General features: G+C 47.5%; 8 protein-coding genes. 7 read left to right on the top strand and 1 reads right to left on the bottom strand.

Annotated features, from left to right (window positions below):
• Window positions 1–291 precede the first annotated feature (291 nt).
• Entirely contained in the window at window positions 292–3108 is a 2817-nt protein-coding gene (locus tag MHB43_RS26710; RefSeq protein ID WP_405130798.1) for an endo-beta-N-acetylglucosaminidase, read from the bottom strand.
• Window positions 3109–3548: 440 nt separating this feature from the next.
• Here MHB43_RS26710 and MHB43_RS26705 point away from each other — a divergent pair, with 440 nt between their 5' ends.
• The 7 genes from MHB43_RS26705 (at window position 3549) to MHB43_RS26675 (ending at window position 16210) form a co-directional block, all read left to right on the top strand.
• On the top strand, window positions 3549–5378 hold the full coding sequence (locus tag MHB43_RS26705; RefSeq protein ID WP_169480610.1) for a histidine kinase: 1830 nt from the start codon (window positions 3549–3551) through the stop codon (window positions 5376–5378).
• A 1-nt stretch (window position 5379) separates the two neighbouring features.
• Complete coding sequence (locus MHB43_RS26700; protein ID WP_405130797.1) at window positions 5380–6894, top strand: response regulator; 1515 nt, start codon at window positions 5380–5382, stop codon at window positions 6892–6894.
• Window positions 6895–7175: 281 nt separating this feature from the next.
• The gene (locus tag MHB43_RS26695; protein ID WP_405130796.1) at window positions 7176–8648 is read left to right on the top strand and encodes an ABC transporter substrate-binding protein; all 1473 of its coding nucleotides are present in this window, start codon (window positions 7176–7178) and stop codon (window positions 8646–8648) included.
• Between the two features lie 77 nt (window positions 8649–8725).
• Entirely contained in the window at window positions 8726–9655 is a 930-nt protein-coding gene (locus tag MHB43_RS26690; RefSeq protein WP_036605780.1) for a sugar ABC transporter permease, read from the top strand.
• A gap of 23 nt (window positions 9656–9678) precedes the next feature.
• Complete coding sequence (locus MHB43_RS26685; RefSeq protein WP_221821009.1) at window positions 9679–10599, top strand: carbohydrate ABC transporter permease; 921 nt, start codon at window positions 9679–9681, stop codon at window positions 10597–10599.
• Between the two features lie 36 nt (window positions 10600–10635).
• The gene (locus tag MHB43_RS26680; protein ID WP_405132473.1) at window positions 10636–12990 is read left to right on the top strand and encodes a glycoside hydrolase family 3 N-terminal domain-containing protein; all 2355 of its coding nucleotides are present in this window, start codon (window positions 10636–10638) and stop codon (window positions 12988–12990) included.
• Window positions 12991–12994: 4 nt separating this feature from the next.
• Window positions 12995–16210, top strand: a complete 3216-nt coding sequence (locus tag MHB43_RS26675; RefSeq protein ID WP_405130795.1) for an alpha-mannosidase — start codon at window positions 12995–12997, stop codon at window positions 16208–16210.
• Window positions 16211–16239: the final 29 nt, after the last annotated feature.

Genomic DNA, 16239 nt, shown 5'->3' with positions numbered 1-16239 from the left:
CAAAACTTAAAATGGCATCAAAGTGATTAGCTGCTGATTTCAACTAGCGGACTGACAATACGGATCGTTGCAAAAATCCGAACGATCTTTTTGTATACATTTCGGGACGAGAATGATGATGCCAATTAAGCTAGAATGTAGGTTACGGCAACTTTGGTAAACTCATGCGTTAAATCTCAGTCGCTAACATACTCGAGATCAACCAATACAGCCCTTCAACTTCCTTTGGGAAGTGAAGGGCTGTACGTTTCTTTTTTGTTATGCAGGCGGGCGCGAAAATACCTTGTAGTGTTACCTCAAAATCGTAGTAGCCTGGTTACCCGCATAATCTTCAATGACCAGCTTCAATGAGCTGTTGCTGGACGATGGCGTGAAGGTCAGTTCACTCAGCTTTGTTCTTCCCCGAATGATATACGGGAATTTTTGCGATACGTAAGTGACTCCGAACTCGCGTGCCACCCCATTTTCATATACATAGATCTTATACCAGTCCTCCAGATCCGGGAGGGCTAATGTGTACTTTCCATCTTTTACCGTGACCTTTTCCTTGGCGTATGGTGTAATCTGAAGATCTGCCAGCTGTCCGGTATGGGTTACCGGGTTCTGCCCGCCAATGGCGATGTTCAGCACGTAATGCTCACCGTTGGTCGGAAGTCCGGTCAAGACGGCAGACTGTTTTCCTTTTTTAACCTGAAGTGACTTGGTGAAGGGTTCTTTTGTGTATTCGGTTTGTAATGTGAGCTGAATTGACTCGTTGCCTTTACCATTGTTTTTATTTTTATCCTTATCCGTATTCTTATCTTTATCTTTGCCCGTATCTTTCGCTTTCTTCGGGTTTTTCCAGCTTACAATAGCATCGCCATTCTTTTTGAATTTCACATCCATATTCTGAACGGCTGCATTCAGATCGTAAGACAGGACGGTTGCTTCACTTTCGGTACCATCTGCACCAACAGCACGTATAGACAGTTCACCAGACGGCTGTTTTAGCGATTTGATATAAAAAGTGGAATCATACACGCCGCCAACATAGGCGCCATTTTCATATAAATTGTATTGTTTGACCTCTGAATAGTCCTTCATGTCCCATGCAACAACCAGTTCGTCGGTGTTGGTCAGTGCCTTGGCAATATGGAATCCGGTCGGTGCATCCGGTACAGCCGCTGAACCGTCGAACATGCGGATCTCGCCAATATTCATCTGGTAATTCTCAATTGTCTTACCGTTCGGGTCGAAGGATAATCCTATAGCGGCAATGGTTTTTCCTTGATAGGCGCTCAAATCCAGCGAAGTTGTCTTCCAACCTGTAGTATGCTGGCCTGACTGAGGCACTTCCACATTGACCACGTTGGATGGATCATCTTCGAAGATCAACCCAACATGCAGGGAGGAAGCGTCACTAGTCGACGGTTTGTTATACGTCAGTTCCAGTTTCGATTGTCCGTTGACGGACAGGTCGGTCTTGTACAGGCGCAGGAAGTTCTCCGCGTTCAGTGTGCCGTTCACCACGAGAGAGCTGCCGCCATTAAACGCGCCAATGGAGTCATAGTTGTACCTTGCGCCTTTCTCATAAGAGGGACCATAGTCAAAATCAACACTGAGCTTGTCACCTTCGCTATCCATCCACCATTGCCAAGTGACAGGGATATCCTGAATGTTGATGTTCGACCATTCTTTATCGTTCGAGACAGCGCCGTCTTCATAATATTTCAGACCGTGGCCCGTATTGAAGCTGGTCGCAAAATTAGAGCCGTTGATAACGGAGCGTTCGGTCAGATACGCAGCGATTCCATCCCAATTTGCACCGGAAGCATACACATCCGACAGATCGGCAGACGCATTACGACGTGCATCTGTCGGGTCTTGATTTGGACCAGACCACCAGGCACGATTACGTACAAAGGTCATCCACTGGTACTCATCTTCCGCACGATGATTGGTGCTACCATCGCCCATCTCTTCATCCAGAGCGTTGTGGGTGAAGTCGGCACCTAATGTCGCGATGCTGTTCATGGGTTGACCGTTCTCATCCAGGTTATGGCGCAGGTCATAGGATTGCTTCCAGCGGCCGAACTTGTCATGTCCACCTTCGACACCAGCAAATACGGTTTCCAATGGATCCAGTCCCAGACTAAGGGCATGATCACGGGAATCGCGGAGCATCTTGTGGTTCCATACATAATTCAGGAAGATGGAATCCGAGACTCTGCCGAGAACGGAATCCTGTACAAAGGGGCTGTTGAGCCCATTGAATTGGTTCTGGTATTGAATTTTGCCTGTTGTATTGATGGTGGAATCATACCACTGAACGTACAGGCCTTCATCTCTTAGATATTTCATGAATTTCTTGTAGGAAGGGATATCCTCAGGGGCTACACCCCGGGCAACCTCTTCCTGATTGAAGAAATATCCATCGTAGTTGTAGTATTCTGCCATCTCGGCCAGTTTCTCGGCCACAGGGAAGTTACCGTTTTCATCCTGGATCAGCATTTGTTTGTACGTCTGTGGTCCACGGTCATTGTCCGAGAAAAAGATGTTGGCAATGGACTTAACGCCATTTTTGTGGGCTGCATTGGTGTAGGCCGGATTCGGAATGTTCAAAATACCAAACTCGAAGTATTTCTCCGTCCACTCTTTACTCGGGTCATACAGTTCCTCAGGTACTCCCGCAGAGGCCATGCCGTGCCAATAGCTGTAGTAGTCTGTATATTGCCAATAATTAAACAGATACTGGCTGAATTCATTGGTATAAGGTGTGCTATCAAAGAATGCATTGCCGTAATCACCACTCATCGTGAATAGCTGGGTGTCTGGACTAAGCTCAGGATAAGCCTGTGTAGCAGTAAACGCTTCATTACGGGGCTGCAAGGGAACATGGGCACGAAGCAGGTCACCATGGATATCACTTTCCGGTGTCCAGTTCAGAATCTGGGCCGAGGTGTACCCGTGTTGATAGGGCTGATTCACCCCTTTGGCACTTTCACCGGTGTAAGGGAGCGTGTCTCCGGCATAAACGGATGATGCAACAACTTGTCCAAGCAGAGCCGTGGTCAGGACCATGGCAGTGACCTTGGGAATGATGCCTTTTGCTTTGAGTTTGCGTGTCATGCTGTTCCTCCTTCAAGTGGAATGAATGTAAGGTATTCTTTTACACAAAGCTAAACTTATGGTTAACGATAGTGGATGAAAGCGTTTTTAAATAGGGTGAAATTAAAGAAACACAGATATAAACTAAAGAAAAGTTCCGGGTGACAAGTTAATGTCAGAAGCCTGGTGATATAATTCAATATAAGTCGAACTAATCATTTACACGAAAACGGAGAGGACAGAAGAAACCTGAAAAAGCGAAGCGTTCGCCTAAAAGCTTTCTGAAAGAAAGCTGCATCGGAAGCATACGCTATTACTGGATTTTCCCTTGGGAAAAGAGAATCGAAAAAATCTGGGGATAACAGGGATTGGAAGGTTATTCTGTCATCGTAGTGTCAGTGTAAGTAATCTTTAGTTCAACTTATATAGTCAGGAAAACAGCATCGGAGGGAACATGCGAATTGAAAATTGTTAGCGTTTACAATAATTTCTTCAAAAATAATATGTTTATGAAAATGCTCCTGATCTTTTCGATGATATCTATTGTCACGATCATTACGTTATCTTATATCATCTTCCTGTCGGTGTCCGACTCCACGATTCGCCGGGAACTGGCGATCCAGAAAGCGGCGATGGAACATGTGGATCGATACATTCATCAGCAGTATGAATCGGTGCAAAACATGGTGAGGGACATGCATCAGAATGAGGCGCTTTCCGCCAACATTACGTACCTGATGAATCATTCGTACGCTGAATATGTTCAGCACATGACCAATGGATATTACGCCAACCAGGACGACTATTCGGCCGATGTGTTGAAACATTTTCAGAATATTATGGATCGCAATTCGCAGATTAATCAACTCATGTTGTATAGTGCCGAGCAGCAGGATCTGTCTACCTTTAATCAACACAAGCAGTTCCGCAAGCTGGACGCCAATGTAGCTCACTCCTATATTCCGGACGTGATGGCGATGGAAACGCCCAATATCAGTGCACCCAATTACTGGATTCGCAAAGAGATCAATCAATGGGACCCTGCGCTCTACTCCATCCGCGTACCAATTAACAATACACAGACTCTTCGGAATCTGGGCCAATTTCTTGTTTTCTTTGACTCAGAAGGAATCGGTAATGCGCTGGATAACTACGAGAGTAATCTCAAGGGAGAAATCGTGGTGTTATCGGCGAAAGGGACCGTGTTATTCGACTCCAACAATCATTATTACGGGAAGAAGTATCCCTACGTGAATGTGGCCGATTCGCTGTTTGATCAGACGGATATGGATTCAATGAAAAAGGAGCAGAACATGTACGTGAACAAGTTTGTCTCCGCGGATCAGGGTTATGTGGTCATTGGTACCGTTCCGGTGGAAGAGATGGCTGAAACCTATGCGGGCATTCGCAATACCATCATCTCGATCAGTATTGTGTGTATTTTATTTGCTGTGCTGGTTCCGGCATTTTTCATTATTAACTTTGCCAAACGAACCCGCCGAATTATTCGCTTCACCCAAAAAGTGAAATACGGCAACTTCACGGCTCGGATTGATGATCCGCGTGATGATGAACTGGGGCAGATCTCCCATAGCTTCAACGATATGCTGGACGAGCTGAATCTGTATATTGAACGGGTCTACAAAGCCGAGATCAAACAGAAGGAGACCGAGCTGGTCGCATTACAGGCGCGCATCAACCCTCATTTTCTCTACAATACGCTTGAAGTGATTCGGATGAGGGCCATATCCCAAGGGGCGAGAGATGTTGGCGAGATGATCTATAGTCTATCCGTATTGTTCAAGAGCCTGGTACAGCAGAAGAAAAATTATACGCTGAAGGATGAGATGGAAGCTTGTCGCTTGTATCTGGAGTTATTCCGAATCCGCTACAAGGATATTTTCATATACACGATCCAGATCGATGCTGCTTATTATCAGCACCCTGTGGTCAAACTTTCGCTGCAACCTATCATTGAGAATTATGTTGTACACGGCATCCAGACAGAACGTTCGGATAACCGATTATCGATTGTTGTGGAAGAGACAGATGATGTGGTGCAAGTGGAAGTGAAAGATAATGGCAAAGGCATTGATCCGGCACGCCTGACGGAAATCCTTGAAGAACTGGAACGTCCTGAAGAGTCTGGTCAGATGTTCGGGCTGCGCAGTGTCCATAGTCGATTGCGCTTCCTGTATGGACCAGAGTTCGGTATCACCATAGAGAGCACCCTCGGAGAAGGAACACGAATCAGGGTGCGTTATCCACATACAGAAGGGACAGGTGTTTAACATGTACAAGGTGTTTATTGTGGACGATGAGCCATTCATCATTGAAGGTTTATACGATATTGTGGATTGGTCTTCATTTGGTATGGAAATTGTGAGCCATGCAGGTAATGGGCAGGCAGCGTTACAAGCGCTCTCCACTCAGCCTGTGGACATTCTGATCACGGATATATCCATGCCACTCATGAATGGTCTTGACCTGATTCGGGAAGCAAGGCGAGTGCAACCCGAGATTAAGGTCATTATCCTCAGTGGTTTCAATGAGTTCGAATATCTGAAGGAAGGCATGCAGCTGGGGATCGAAAACTATCTGCTCAAACCGATTAATGTGGAGGAACTGGAATCCACGCTGAGCAACACGGCGTCCAAGCTGGATCATACGTTATCACCTCAAGCCGATGATGCGTATGGTATCCAGATTCTAAAAGATAACATTCTTCATCGATGGCTTACGGGACAGATTGCAGCTACCGAATTTGAAGAACGTGCCCAGTTTATGAACCTTTCGCTAGATGCACCTTACGTTGCTGTGGCTGTCTTGCGGGACAAAGGGCAGACAGCTGGCATGTTTGAACGCGTTGAGGAAATGCTGAGAGACAAACGTCATTTGAACGTATTTCATGATATCGATGGAGACATCGTCATTATTGCCAATATTCAGGGTACGAGTGACGAGGAACAGGAGCTAATGGATGGCCTTCAGGCATTATCTGATGCGATAACCCTAACCCATCCGGCGGCACGCATTGGAGCAGGCAGATTGATGAAAGGGTTATACCATGCGCCGACCAGTTATGCGGAGGCCAAAAAAGCACTCCAGTATGTGATGATTTATCCCGACCTTAAAGTCATCGACCATGCCATGCTGGAAAGGTGCGGAAATTCAACGGCGAGCTTTTTCATTGAATGGAGGGAGTATGCCAAACTCATTCTGTCCCGCAATACAGAACAACTTGCCGACCGGATTCGCATGGATTTTGAACAGCATCGCGATGGGCTTACACCTGGGGAGTTACAAAATACCGCACTGGAAGTTGTGATTCGCTTCAAAATGGAACTGGAGAGTATCAAACACTCGGATGAGTCTGCCATATACCAACAAGGGCTTCAACTTGTACTGGACAGTGGCACTTTTGATGAACTCGTGCGGGCACTTCAGCAGGTTGGGTCGCAGACGATCCAATCCCTATTGCAGGATCTGAAGAATCCGATTGTGAACCAGGTGCTTCAGCATATCGACAAACACTACGCAGAAGAGCTTTCCCTGAAGCTGCTGGGTGCCCATTATCATCTGCATCCGGTGTATTTGGGACAATTGTTCCATAAGGAGACCGGGGAGACGTTTGCCGAATATATCAACAAATACCGGATTGAACGTGCAAAGGAGCAACTACGCAATTCCAATCTGAAGGTACATGAGATCGCCCGAAATGTGGGGTATTGGGAGACGGGATATTTCTATAAACAGTTCCGCAAATATGTGGGAATTTCACCGACTGATTTCAAGGTGTTTGGTTAATTCGGTGACGGGTAGATCCAACTATGCGGACAGAGAGCCAAGAGACATATCGGGAGCAGGAATGGCATGGATGAAAATCATGGCATATGTTACCCGGCATGTCTCTTTCATGTAAGCGATTTATTTAAACAGGTACAAAATAGTTGTCCAAGGACGATTTCTCTTTAATTTGTACCTCGAAAACTTAAGTTTATCTTCTTTTTGTAAATGCTTTCATTCGATAAGGTTAAAGCAGTTAGTAAGTAGAGCCTAAGGGAACACGAAAAGGGAGGATCAAAGAAATGAGTAAACAAAGAAAACGCTTCTCACTCGTTCTTGCATTGTTAATGGCCGTTACACTTGTTCTTAGTGCCTGTGGAGGAAGCAAAGATGCTTCAGAATCCGGGGGAGCTGGAGATGACGCGGTAGAGTTGATCTGGTATACCATCGGTACCCCTCAGAAAGACGTCAATAAAGTGATGGAAGAAGTGAGCAAGTATACCAAAGAGAAAATTAATGCCACGGTAACGATGAAGATGGTTGACTGGGGTGACTACCCGCAGAAGATGCAGGTTAACGTAGCATCCGGTGAGCCAATGGACATTCTGTTCACTTCTTCTGGTGGATTTGATTATGTACAAAATGCCAGAAAAGGTGCATTCCTCGAACTGGATGACCTGCTTGCTGAATACGGTCAGGATCTTACCAAGACCATTGATCCTGCATTCCTCAGCGGTTCCAAGGTAGATGGACACAATTACGGAATTCCAGCCAACAAAGAGCTGCCACAACAAGAGGTATGGCGCTTTAACCAAATGCTGGTTGATAAATACAAGCTGGATATCTCGGGCGTTCGTACGTTAGACAGTCTGGAGCCTCTGCTCAAAACAATTAAGGAAAACGAGGCAAGTGTAACACCATTTGCCATGGATAAAAACTATGTTCCTTACGTGCCTTATGACTATGTCATTCAGAATCTGCCGATGGCAATCAAGCTGGATACAACAGACTATAAGCTTGTAAACATACTGGAAACACCTGAAATGAAAGAAGCACTTACCACGATGCACAAATACTACAAGGCTGGTTATGTGTCGGCAGAAGCGGCAACAACAGGTTCCACGAACGACCTGACAACATCTGGTAACTGGTTCCTGGATCGTGCACAGACTCAGCCGCTCGCGGACAATCAATGGTCTGCAAGTTACGGTTATCAAGTCGTTTCCACACCTGCAAGTGAAGCAATTATAACAAATACATCTGTACAAGGTTCCATCATGGCCATCTCGGCCAACTCGGAATATCCGGAGAAAGCAATGGAATTCCTGAACCTGCTGAATACAGATCCTGTGCTGCGTAATATGGTGGACTCCGGTATTGAGGGCACACACTACAAAAAAGTGGATGACACACATATGGAAAATCTGCCTGAATCGAAAAACTACGATATGCCTTCATACTCCCTTGGGAACAACATGCTGCTCCATCTGAACAGCAATGACCCCGATAACAAATGGGATGAGTTCAAGAAGTTTAACGCTGAAGGTGTCAATTCCCCGATCCTCAGCTTTAACTTTGATGCAAGCAATGTATCTGCCGAACTGACGGCTGTGCAGAACGTGAAAGAACAATATTGGGCAGCACTGATGACAGGTACACTGGACCCGGCAGCTAATCTGGATCAAGTGATTGAGAAGTTCAATCAAGCCGGACTGGAGAAAGTAATGGCTGAAGCCCAAAGCCAGCTGGATGCCTGGAGAGCGGAAAACAAGTAACAGTACATCGTAAGGATCGGGCGGCTGCTTATCGCGTCCGGTCCTTTTTCATTCAAGCCTGAAGGAGGATATCCACAATGACTACATTTTTGAAAAACCTGATTAGAAACCGAGTCATGCTGCTCATGGTGCTGCCAGGCGCCATCTGGTTCTTCTTCTTCTCCTACTTGCCACTTGTGGGCACGGTGGCTGCTTTCAAAGAATATCGATTCAGCCGTGAAGGGTTCTGGGCAAGTCTGATGAAGAGTGAATGGGTTGGCTGGGACAATTTCAAATTCCTGTTCAGCACAAGTGACGCATGGCTCATTACACGCAACACCCTCTTTTATAACATCGCCATTATTTTCCTGGGACTGGTGTTTGCTGTGGCATTGGCAATCCTGCTCTCGGAACTAGTGAATAAACGACTCGCCAAACTGTATCAAACCGGCATGTTTCTGCCGTATTTTCTATCCTGGGTTATCGTTGGTTACTTCGCATTCAGCTTCTTGAGCATGGACCGCGGGATGTTGAATCAGATTATCGGCTGGTTCGGGATGGAACCGATTCAGTGGTACTCTGAGGCAAAATATTGGCCGTATATTCTGGTATTCGTAGCGTTATGGAAAACCATCGGGTATAGCAGCGTTGTCTATCTGGCTTCCATACTGGGGATTGATAAATCACTCTATGAAGCAGCCATGATTGATGGAGCAAGCAAATGGCAGCAGATTCGCAATATTACGATTCCGTTGCTGTCGCCCATCATCACGATTATGACCTTGCTGGCCGTAGGCCGCATTTTCTATGCCGACTTTGGACTGTTCTATCAGGTGCCAAGGGATTCGGGTACGCTCTATTCCGTGACCAATGTTATTGATACGTATGTATATCGGGGTTTGAAAACTAGTGGTGAGATCGGCATGAGTACGGCTGCCGGATTGTATCAATCCGTGGTGGGCTTTGTGCTTGTTATTATCTCCAACTATGTTGTTCGCAAAGTAGATAAAGACAGCAGCCTATTCTAGGACAGGGAAAGGAGTGAACCACTATGGCTCAAGCAAGGCTCGTTAAAAAACGCGACTTCCACCACGTATCCAACGGATGGAACGTGATCATGAACATCATCGCCGGTCTATTTGCTCTGATCTGTGTATTTCCTTTTATATTTGTAGTTATCATCTCGTTTACAGACGAGAAAGCACTGGCCCGTGATGGGTATCGTCTGATTCCGGCAGAATGGAGTCTCGCGGCATATCAGTTTGTCTGGCAGAGTGGGGACACGCTGCTGCGGGCGTATGGAGTTACCATTCTGGTGACGGTACTTGGTACCATCATCAGTCTGATTCTCATGTCGCTGTATGCGTATGCGATCTCCCGCAAGAGCTTCAGGTATCGGAGATTTTTCTCCATCTTTGCAATTCTGACCATGCTGTTCAACGGCGGGATGATTCCAACCTATATGGTCGTATCCCAGCTGCTTGGATTGAAAGATACGTTATGGGCACTGATTCTGCCGCTGGCGATGAATGCCTTCTATATTATGATTCTGCGTACATTCTACTCGACTAGTGTACCGGATGCAGTCATTGAATCGGCGAAAATTGATGGCGCTGGTGAGTTCTATACCTTTATGAAAATCGTGGTTCCACTTTCCTTGCCGGGACTGGCAACCATCGGGTTGTTCAGTACACTCGGTTACTGGAATGATTGGTTCAATGCGTTATTATATATCGATAATCCGAATCTGGTACCGCTGCAATCCATGCTGATGCGGATCGAGTCGAGTATCCAGTTTATCCAGCAGAACTCTGCTAACAGTTCGATGAGTCTGGCAGCCATGCAGTCCATTCCGCAGGATACGTCCCGAATGGCGATGGTTGTGCTTGCTACGTTGCCAATTATATTCGCTTATCCGTTCTTCCAGCGTTATTTCGTACAGGGTCTGACGGTGGGCGCGGTCAAAGAATAACCGGATCACGTTATAGGATTGGAGAGATGCAGATTGATGACTTATAAGGACCAAAGCCAATCCGTAGAGGAACGGGTACAACACCTGCTTAGCCTGATGACCACGGAAGAAAAGGTAGGCCAACTTACGCAGCCATTTGGCTGGCAAACATATACGAATGATCAAGGGAATATCACGTTAAATGAATCCTTTAAACAGCAAGTGGAAAATGGGGGCATCGGCTCCCTCTATGGTGCACTTCGCGCAGATCCCTGGACTGGCGTTACACTGGAAAATGGACTGTCTGCCAGAGAAGGTGCTGAGGCGGTCAATCTGATTCAACGTTATGCAATAGAACATTCCAGACTGGGGATTCCCATTCTGATCGGGGAAGAGTGCTCTCATGGTCATATGGCTATTGACGGAACGGTCTATCCAGTTCCTCTTTTATTGGGGAGCACCTGGAATGTGGATTTGTATCGGGAGATGTGCCAGGCAGTAGCACGAGAGACACGTGCCCAAGGTGGCGCGGTCACCTATTCTCCGGTACTGGATGTTGTGCGTGATCCGCGCTGGGGACGTACGGAGGAATGTTTTGGTGAAGATCCGTTTCTCATTGGAGAGCTGGCAGTTGCTTCCGTGGAAGGACTTCAGGGTGAAAGTCTTGACCGTGGGGATACAGTAGCGGCAACGCTGAAACATTTTGTTGGTTATGGTAGCTCGGAAGGTGGACGTAATGCAGGGCCTGTACATATGGGCTGGCGCGAACTGCTGGAAGTGGATCTGTATCCATTCCGCAAAGCGGTGGAAGCTGGCGCTGCGTCGATCATGCCAGCGTACAACGAAATTGATGGCACGCCTTGCACGGTAAATACGGAATTGTTGGAAGATGTTTTGCGTAAAAATTGGGGCTTTGACGGTCTGGTCATTACGGATTGTGGTGCAATCAACATGCTGGCAAGTGGGCATGATGTTGCGGCAGATGGAATGGAAGCTTCCGTACAGGCGATTGAGGCAGGCATCGATATGGAAATGTCCGGTGAGATGTTTGGGCAATATCTGGTGCAGGCGGTGGCAGAAGGCAAGCTTGATATGCAGGTTCTGGATCAGGCTGCCTCTCGCGTGCTGGCGTTGAAGTTCAGACTGGGCTTATTCGAACAGCCTTATGTGGATGCAGATCGTGCAGCAGAAGTGATTGGCAGTGAAGCTCATGTTGAGCTGGCACGCCAGTTGGCAGCGGAAGGTGTTGTACTTCTCAAAAATGAGGCTGACACGCTACCTCTATCGATAGCAGATGTGGGCCAGATTGCCGTGATTGGTCCTAATGCAGACCAGGCTTACAATCAACTGGGCGATTACACATCTCCGCAACCGAAGTCCAAAGTGGCAACGGTACTGGATGGGATTCGCAGTAAGCTGGCTAATCATGTGGATGGGCAAACGGAGAAGAGTTCTGTTGGTACTTTGACTGGTGACAACAGTACAGATCAGGTTCTTTATGCGCCAGGCTGCCGGATCAAAGGTGATTCGAAAGAAGGATTCGAGCGTGCGATCGAAGTTGCCAGTCAAGCAGATACGGTCATTATGGTGGTTGGCGGCTCCAGCGCGCGTGACTTTGGAGAAGGAACAATTGATCTGAAGACGGGGGCTTCCAATGTGTCGGATAACTCTTGGAATGATATGGAGTGCGGCGAAGGGATCGACCGGATGACGTTGGGTCTTGCCGGAGTACAGTTGGAACTCATTCAGGAGATTCACAAGCTCGGCAAGAAACTTATCGTTGTTTACATTAATGGTCGTCCCATCACTGAACCTTGGGTGGATGAACATGCCGATGCAATTCTGGAGGCGTGGTATCCGGGTCAAGAGGGCGGTCATGCCATTGCAGATATTTTATTCGGTGATGTGAATCCGTCAGGCAAATTAACGATCTCCATTCCGAAGCATGTCGGCCAATTACCGATCTATTATAACGGCAAACGTTCCCGAGGCAAGCGTTACCTCGAAGAGGACTTAGAGCCACGTTATGCATTTGGATACGGACTGAGTTATACCACATATGAGTACAGCGAACCGAAGCTGAGTGCTGCATCCATGACAGCTGGTGATATGGTTTCGGTATCGGTTAATGTGACCAACACTGGCCGTTATGCCGGTGCAGAAGTTGTACAGATGTACATCTCTGACGTGGTCAGCTCACTAACTCGTCCGGCCAAGGAACTGAAGGGGTTCGCAAAAGTGAACCTGGAGCCAGGAGAGACACAGACCGTGGAATTCCACATCGGGGCCGAGCAGCTTCAGTATATTGGTCGTGATTTGAAGCCTGTCGTTGAACCGGGACAATTCCATATTCATATCGGCAGCAGCGTGAACGATACGCAAATGGCCGAACTGACCGTAAGGGAGGCGTAAGACCTTGGAACGTATCAGACGATTTATTCGCGAGTTGTCCGAACATCAGTGGCTGGAGCAATTACAGCTGCGCAGCTGGGACATTACCCGCGCTTATTATAATGTGCCAGGACAGTATGAGGAGCAGGATGAATACCCGGAAGGCCAGAATTTCGAACGCTTTCCGAGCAAACAGGGAACGACCTATTTCTTTCGAACACGTTTAGAAATCCCTGCTACATGGCAGCAAACACCTTATGGGCTTGTATTTGAGACAGGCGGAGAAGGCTTGCTTCGGGTAAATGGACACTCTTATCAGGGTCTGGACCGCAATCACACGTACGTCACGCTTGATCCATCCAAAGTTGGAACCAATCCCGAACTGGAGATCGAGATGTTTGATCCGGTACCTGAACCTGTAGACCCGTTGAATCAACAGGGGGTTATTCAGCCGCCGATCACATCAATTATGAGCCTGCTGGTTAGGCCAAATGAATCGGTTCGCAGTCTGATGTATACGGTCATTATTGTGCGTGATTCGGCTGTGCTGCTGCCGGAAAGTGACTTCAGGAGGGTTCGCCTTTTAGAACTGGTGTATCGTGCGATGGATCAATTTGTAGGCATGTCAGCAGAAGAGATTAAGCAGGGAGAGGGTATTTGCCAGATTGAGAATAATCTGAAGCATCATGTGCGTGAGATTGGCGGAAACGCGGAAGGTCTGGAGCATATGGTGGGACAGTCCCATATTGATATTGCCTGGCTGTGGCCTGTACGTGAGACGGTACGCAAAACGAGCCGTACTTTCTCCACCGTGGATGCACTCATGAATGAATATCCGGACTATGTTTATTCCCAGAGCCAACCCTTACTATATGCGTTTCTGAAGGAGCATGATCCCGAGCTGTACGCGCGGGTGAAGCAGCGGATTGTAGAAGGTCGCTGGGAACTGGTTGGCGGCATGTGGGTTGAGCCGGATCTGAACATCCCAAGCGGGGAGTCCCTGATTCGCCAGATGTTATATGGTCAGCGTTTCTATATGGAGGAGTTTGGCAAGAAATCACAGATTGAATGGCTGCCGGATACGTTTGGGTACTGTGCCTCCCTGCCACAGATTTTGAAGCATGGCAATGTGGAATATTTCATGACAACAAAGCTCGGATGGAACGACACAAATGTGTTTCCATACGATCTCTTCCACTGGGTGGGCATTGACGGCACACCGATCCTGTCTTACCTCAATCATGGTGTTAACGAGCATACGTTGCCGAAGGACATTCATGATCACTGGCAGTCCTACCGTGAGAAAGCGGCTCATCCGGAGCATATGCTTCTATACGGACACGGAGATGGCGGCGGTGGCGTAACACGCGAGATGCTGGAGTATGTGGATCGCGCAGACCTGATGGTTGGACAGCCTGCGAGCCGATATAGCACAGCTGGAGCTTTCTTTGCCGGAATTGAAAAGGAGCAACCTGTACTTCCGAAGTGGCATGGCGATCTGTATCTTGAGTTACATCGGGGAACCTACACGACCCATGCGCGTAATAAGCGCAACAACCGGAAAGCGGAGGTTCTGTATCGAGAAGCTGAGCTGTGGAATACACTCGCTCTGCCAGATATGGAGGCAGATGCAGAAGCTGAAGTGCGTTCGAATCTTCATGAAGGCTGGAAATTAATTTTGCTGAATCAATTCCACGATATTATACCGGGATCGGCGATTACGGAGTCCTACGTCACTTCGAATGAGGAATATGTACAGGTATTTGAATTGGGAAGAACCGGACTGGGTCAAGGAATTGCAGCATTGACAACGGGTATCAACACAGAGGGACCGGAAGGTTCAGTAGCCTATGTTGTATTCAACAGCCTGGGCTGGAAACGGAGTGCAGTCGTTCAACTTCCTGTGCAGGATGGCTTGGATCGCTACGGCATCGATGAAGAAGGCCAGCGCTTGCGGATGGATCAGGAGGATGGCAGTATGTCTATTCTCGTGACAGACATTCCGGCGTTTGGATATAAGACGATATGGCTGGTACTGGAAAATACAAGGGAAACGAATGTACGGGAAATGACCAACCTTGCCGCACGACCAACCTTTAATGATACATGGGATACCGCCTTTTATCATGTGCAGTTCAATGAACGTGGGGAGATCATCCGCCTGTGGGATAAAAATGCAGAGCGTGAGATGTTGAAGCCGGATGAACGAGGCAATCAGCTTCACTTCTTCCACGATCGTCCAACGCTATGGGATGCATGGGATATCGACAGTCGTTATGAGGAACAGATTGCTGGCGAAGTGGAACTGTTGGAGAAAAAGCTGGTGCTGGCGGGTACAACGAAAGATGTCCTGCGTTTCCGCTGGAAGCTACATCAATCGGAAATCACACAAGATATCGTCTTTTATCATGACTCACGGCGAATTGATTTCCAAACACAGGTGAACTGGAACGAAAATCACAAACTTCTGAAAGTTGGTTTCCCGATTGATGTGGTGACCTCCAAGGCTACATTTGAGATTCCATTTGGTACACTGGAACGTCCAACACATCGCAACACAAGCTGGGAACAAGCGCAGTATGAAGTCTGTGGACATCGCTTCGCAGATGTATCCGAACATGGATACGGCGTGAGCCTTCTCAATGACTGCAAATACGGGTACGACGTGCAGGGAAGCACCATTCGTTTGTCCTTATTGCGCGCACCCAAATGGCCTGACCGCACCGCCGATCTGGGAGAACATGAATTCACGTATTCCCTATATCCGCACGACGGAGACTGGAGAACTGCACACACCGTACGTCAGGCAGCTGAGCTGAATCATGAGGTGACGGTACAGCAGGTGAACCAAAAGGGTCAGATACAACAAGAGCAACAGATAGAGCAGGTACAGCAGAGGGAAGAAGTACAGCAAAGCACAGGGACTGGAGTTGATCCAATTGCAGATGCAACTGCAATTGCGGCACCTGTACGTCCAGCAACAGGCTCCTGGATTAACTTTAATAGTAAACATGTTATTCTGGATACCGTCAAAATGGCAGAGGATGGACCAGGCACCGTGCTGCGTTTCTATGAATCGTCAGGCAAACGCGAAAACATCACATTGCAATGGCCACATGCCTTTGAACAGGCGTATCACTCCAACGCACTGGAAGAACCGATCAAACCACTGGCCCATACCAATGGCCAGATTACATTATCTTTTAAACCTTACCAAATACAAACCGTGCTACTGCGGTAAACCTGTTTGCAATATTTTTGAGCTATACA

The organism is Paenibacillus sp. FSL H8-0317 (assembly GCF_045040685.1).
In the GTDB taxonomy this organism is placed as follows: Bacteria; Bacillota; Bacilli; order Paenibacillales; family Paenibacillaceae; genus Paenibacillus.
Note: the sequence above shows the minus strand (reverse complement) of the source record. Positions and strands in the feature narration are given on the sequence as shown.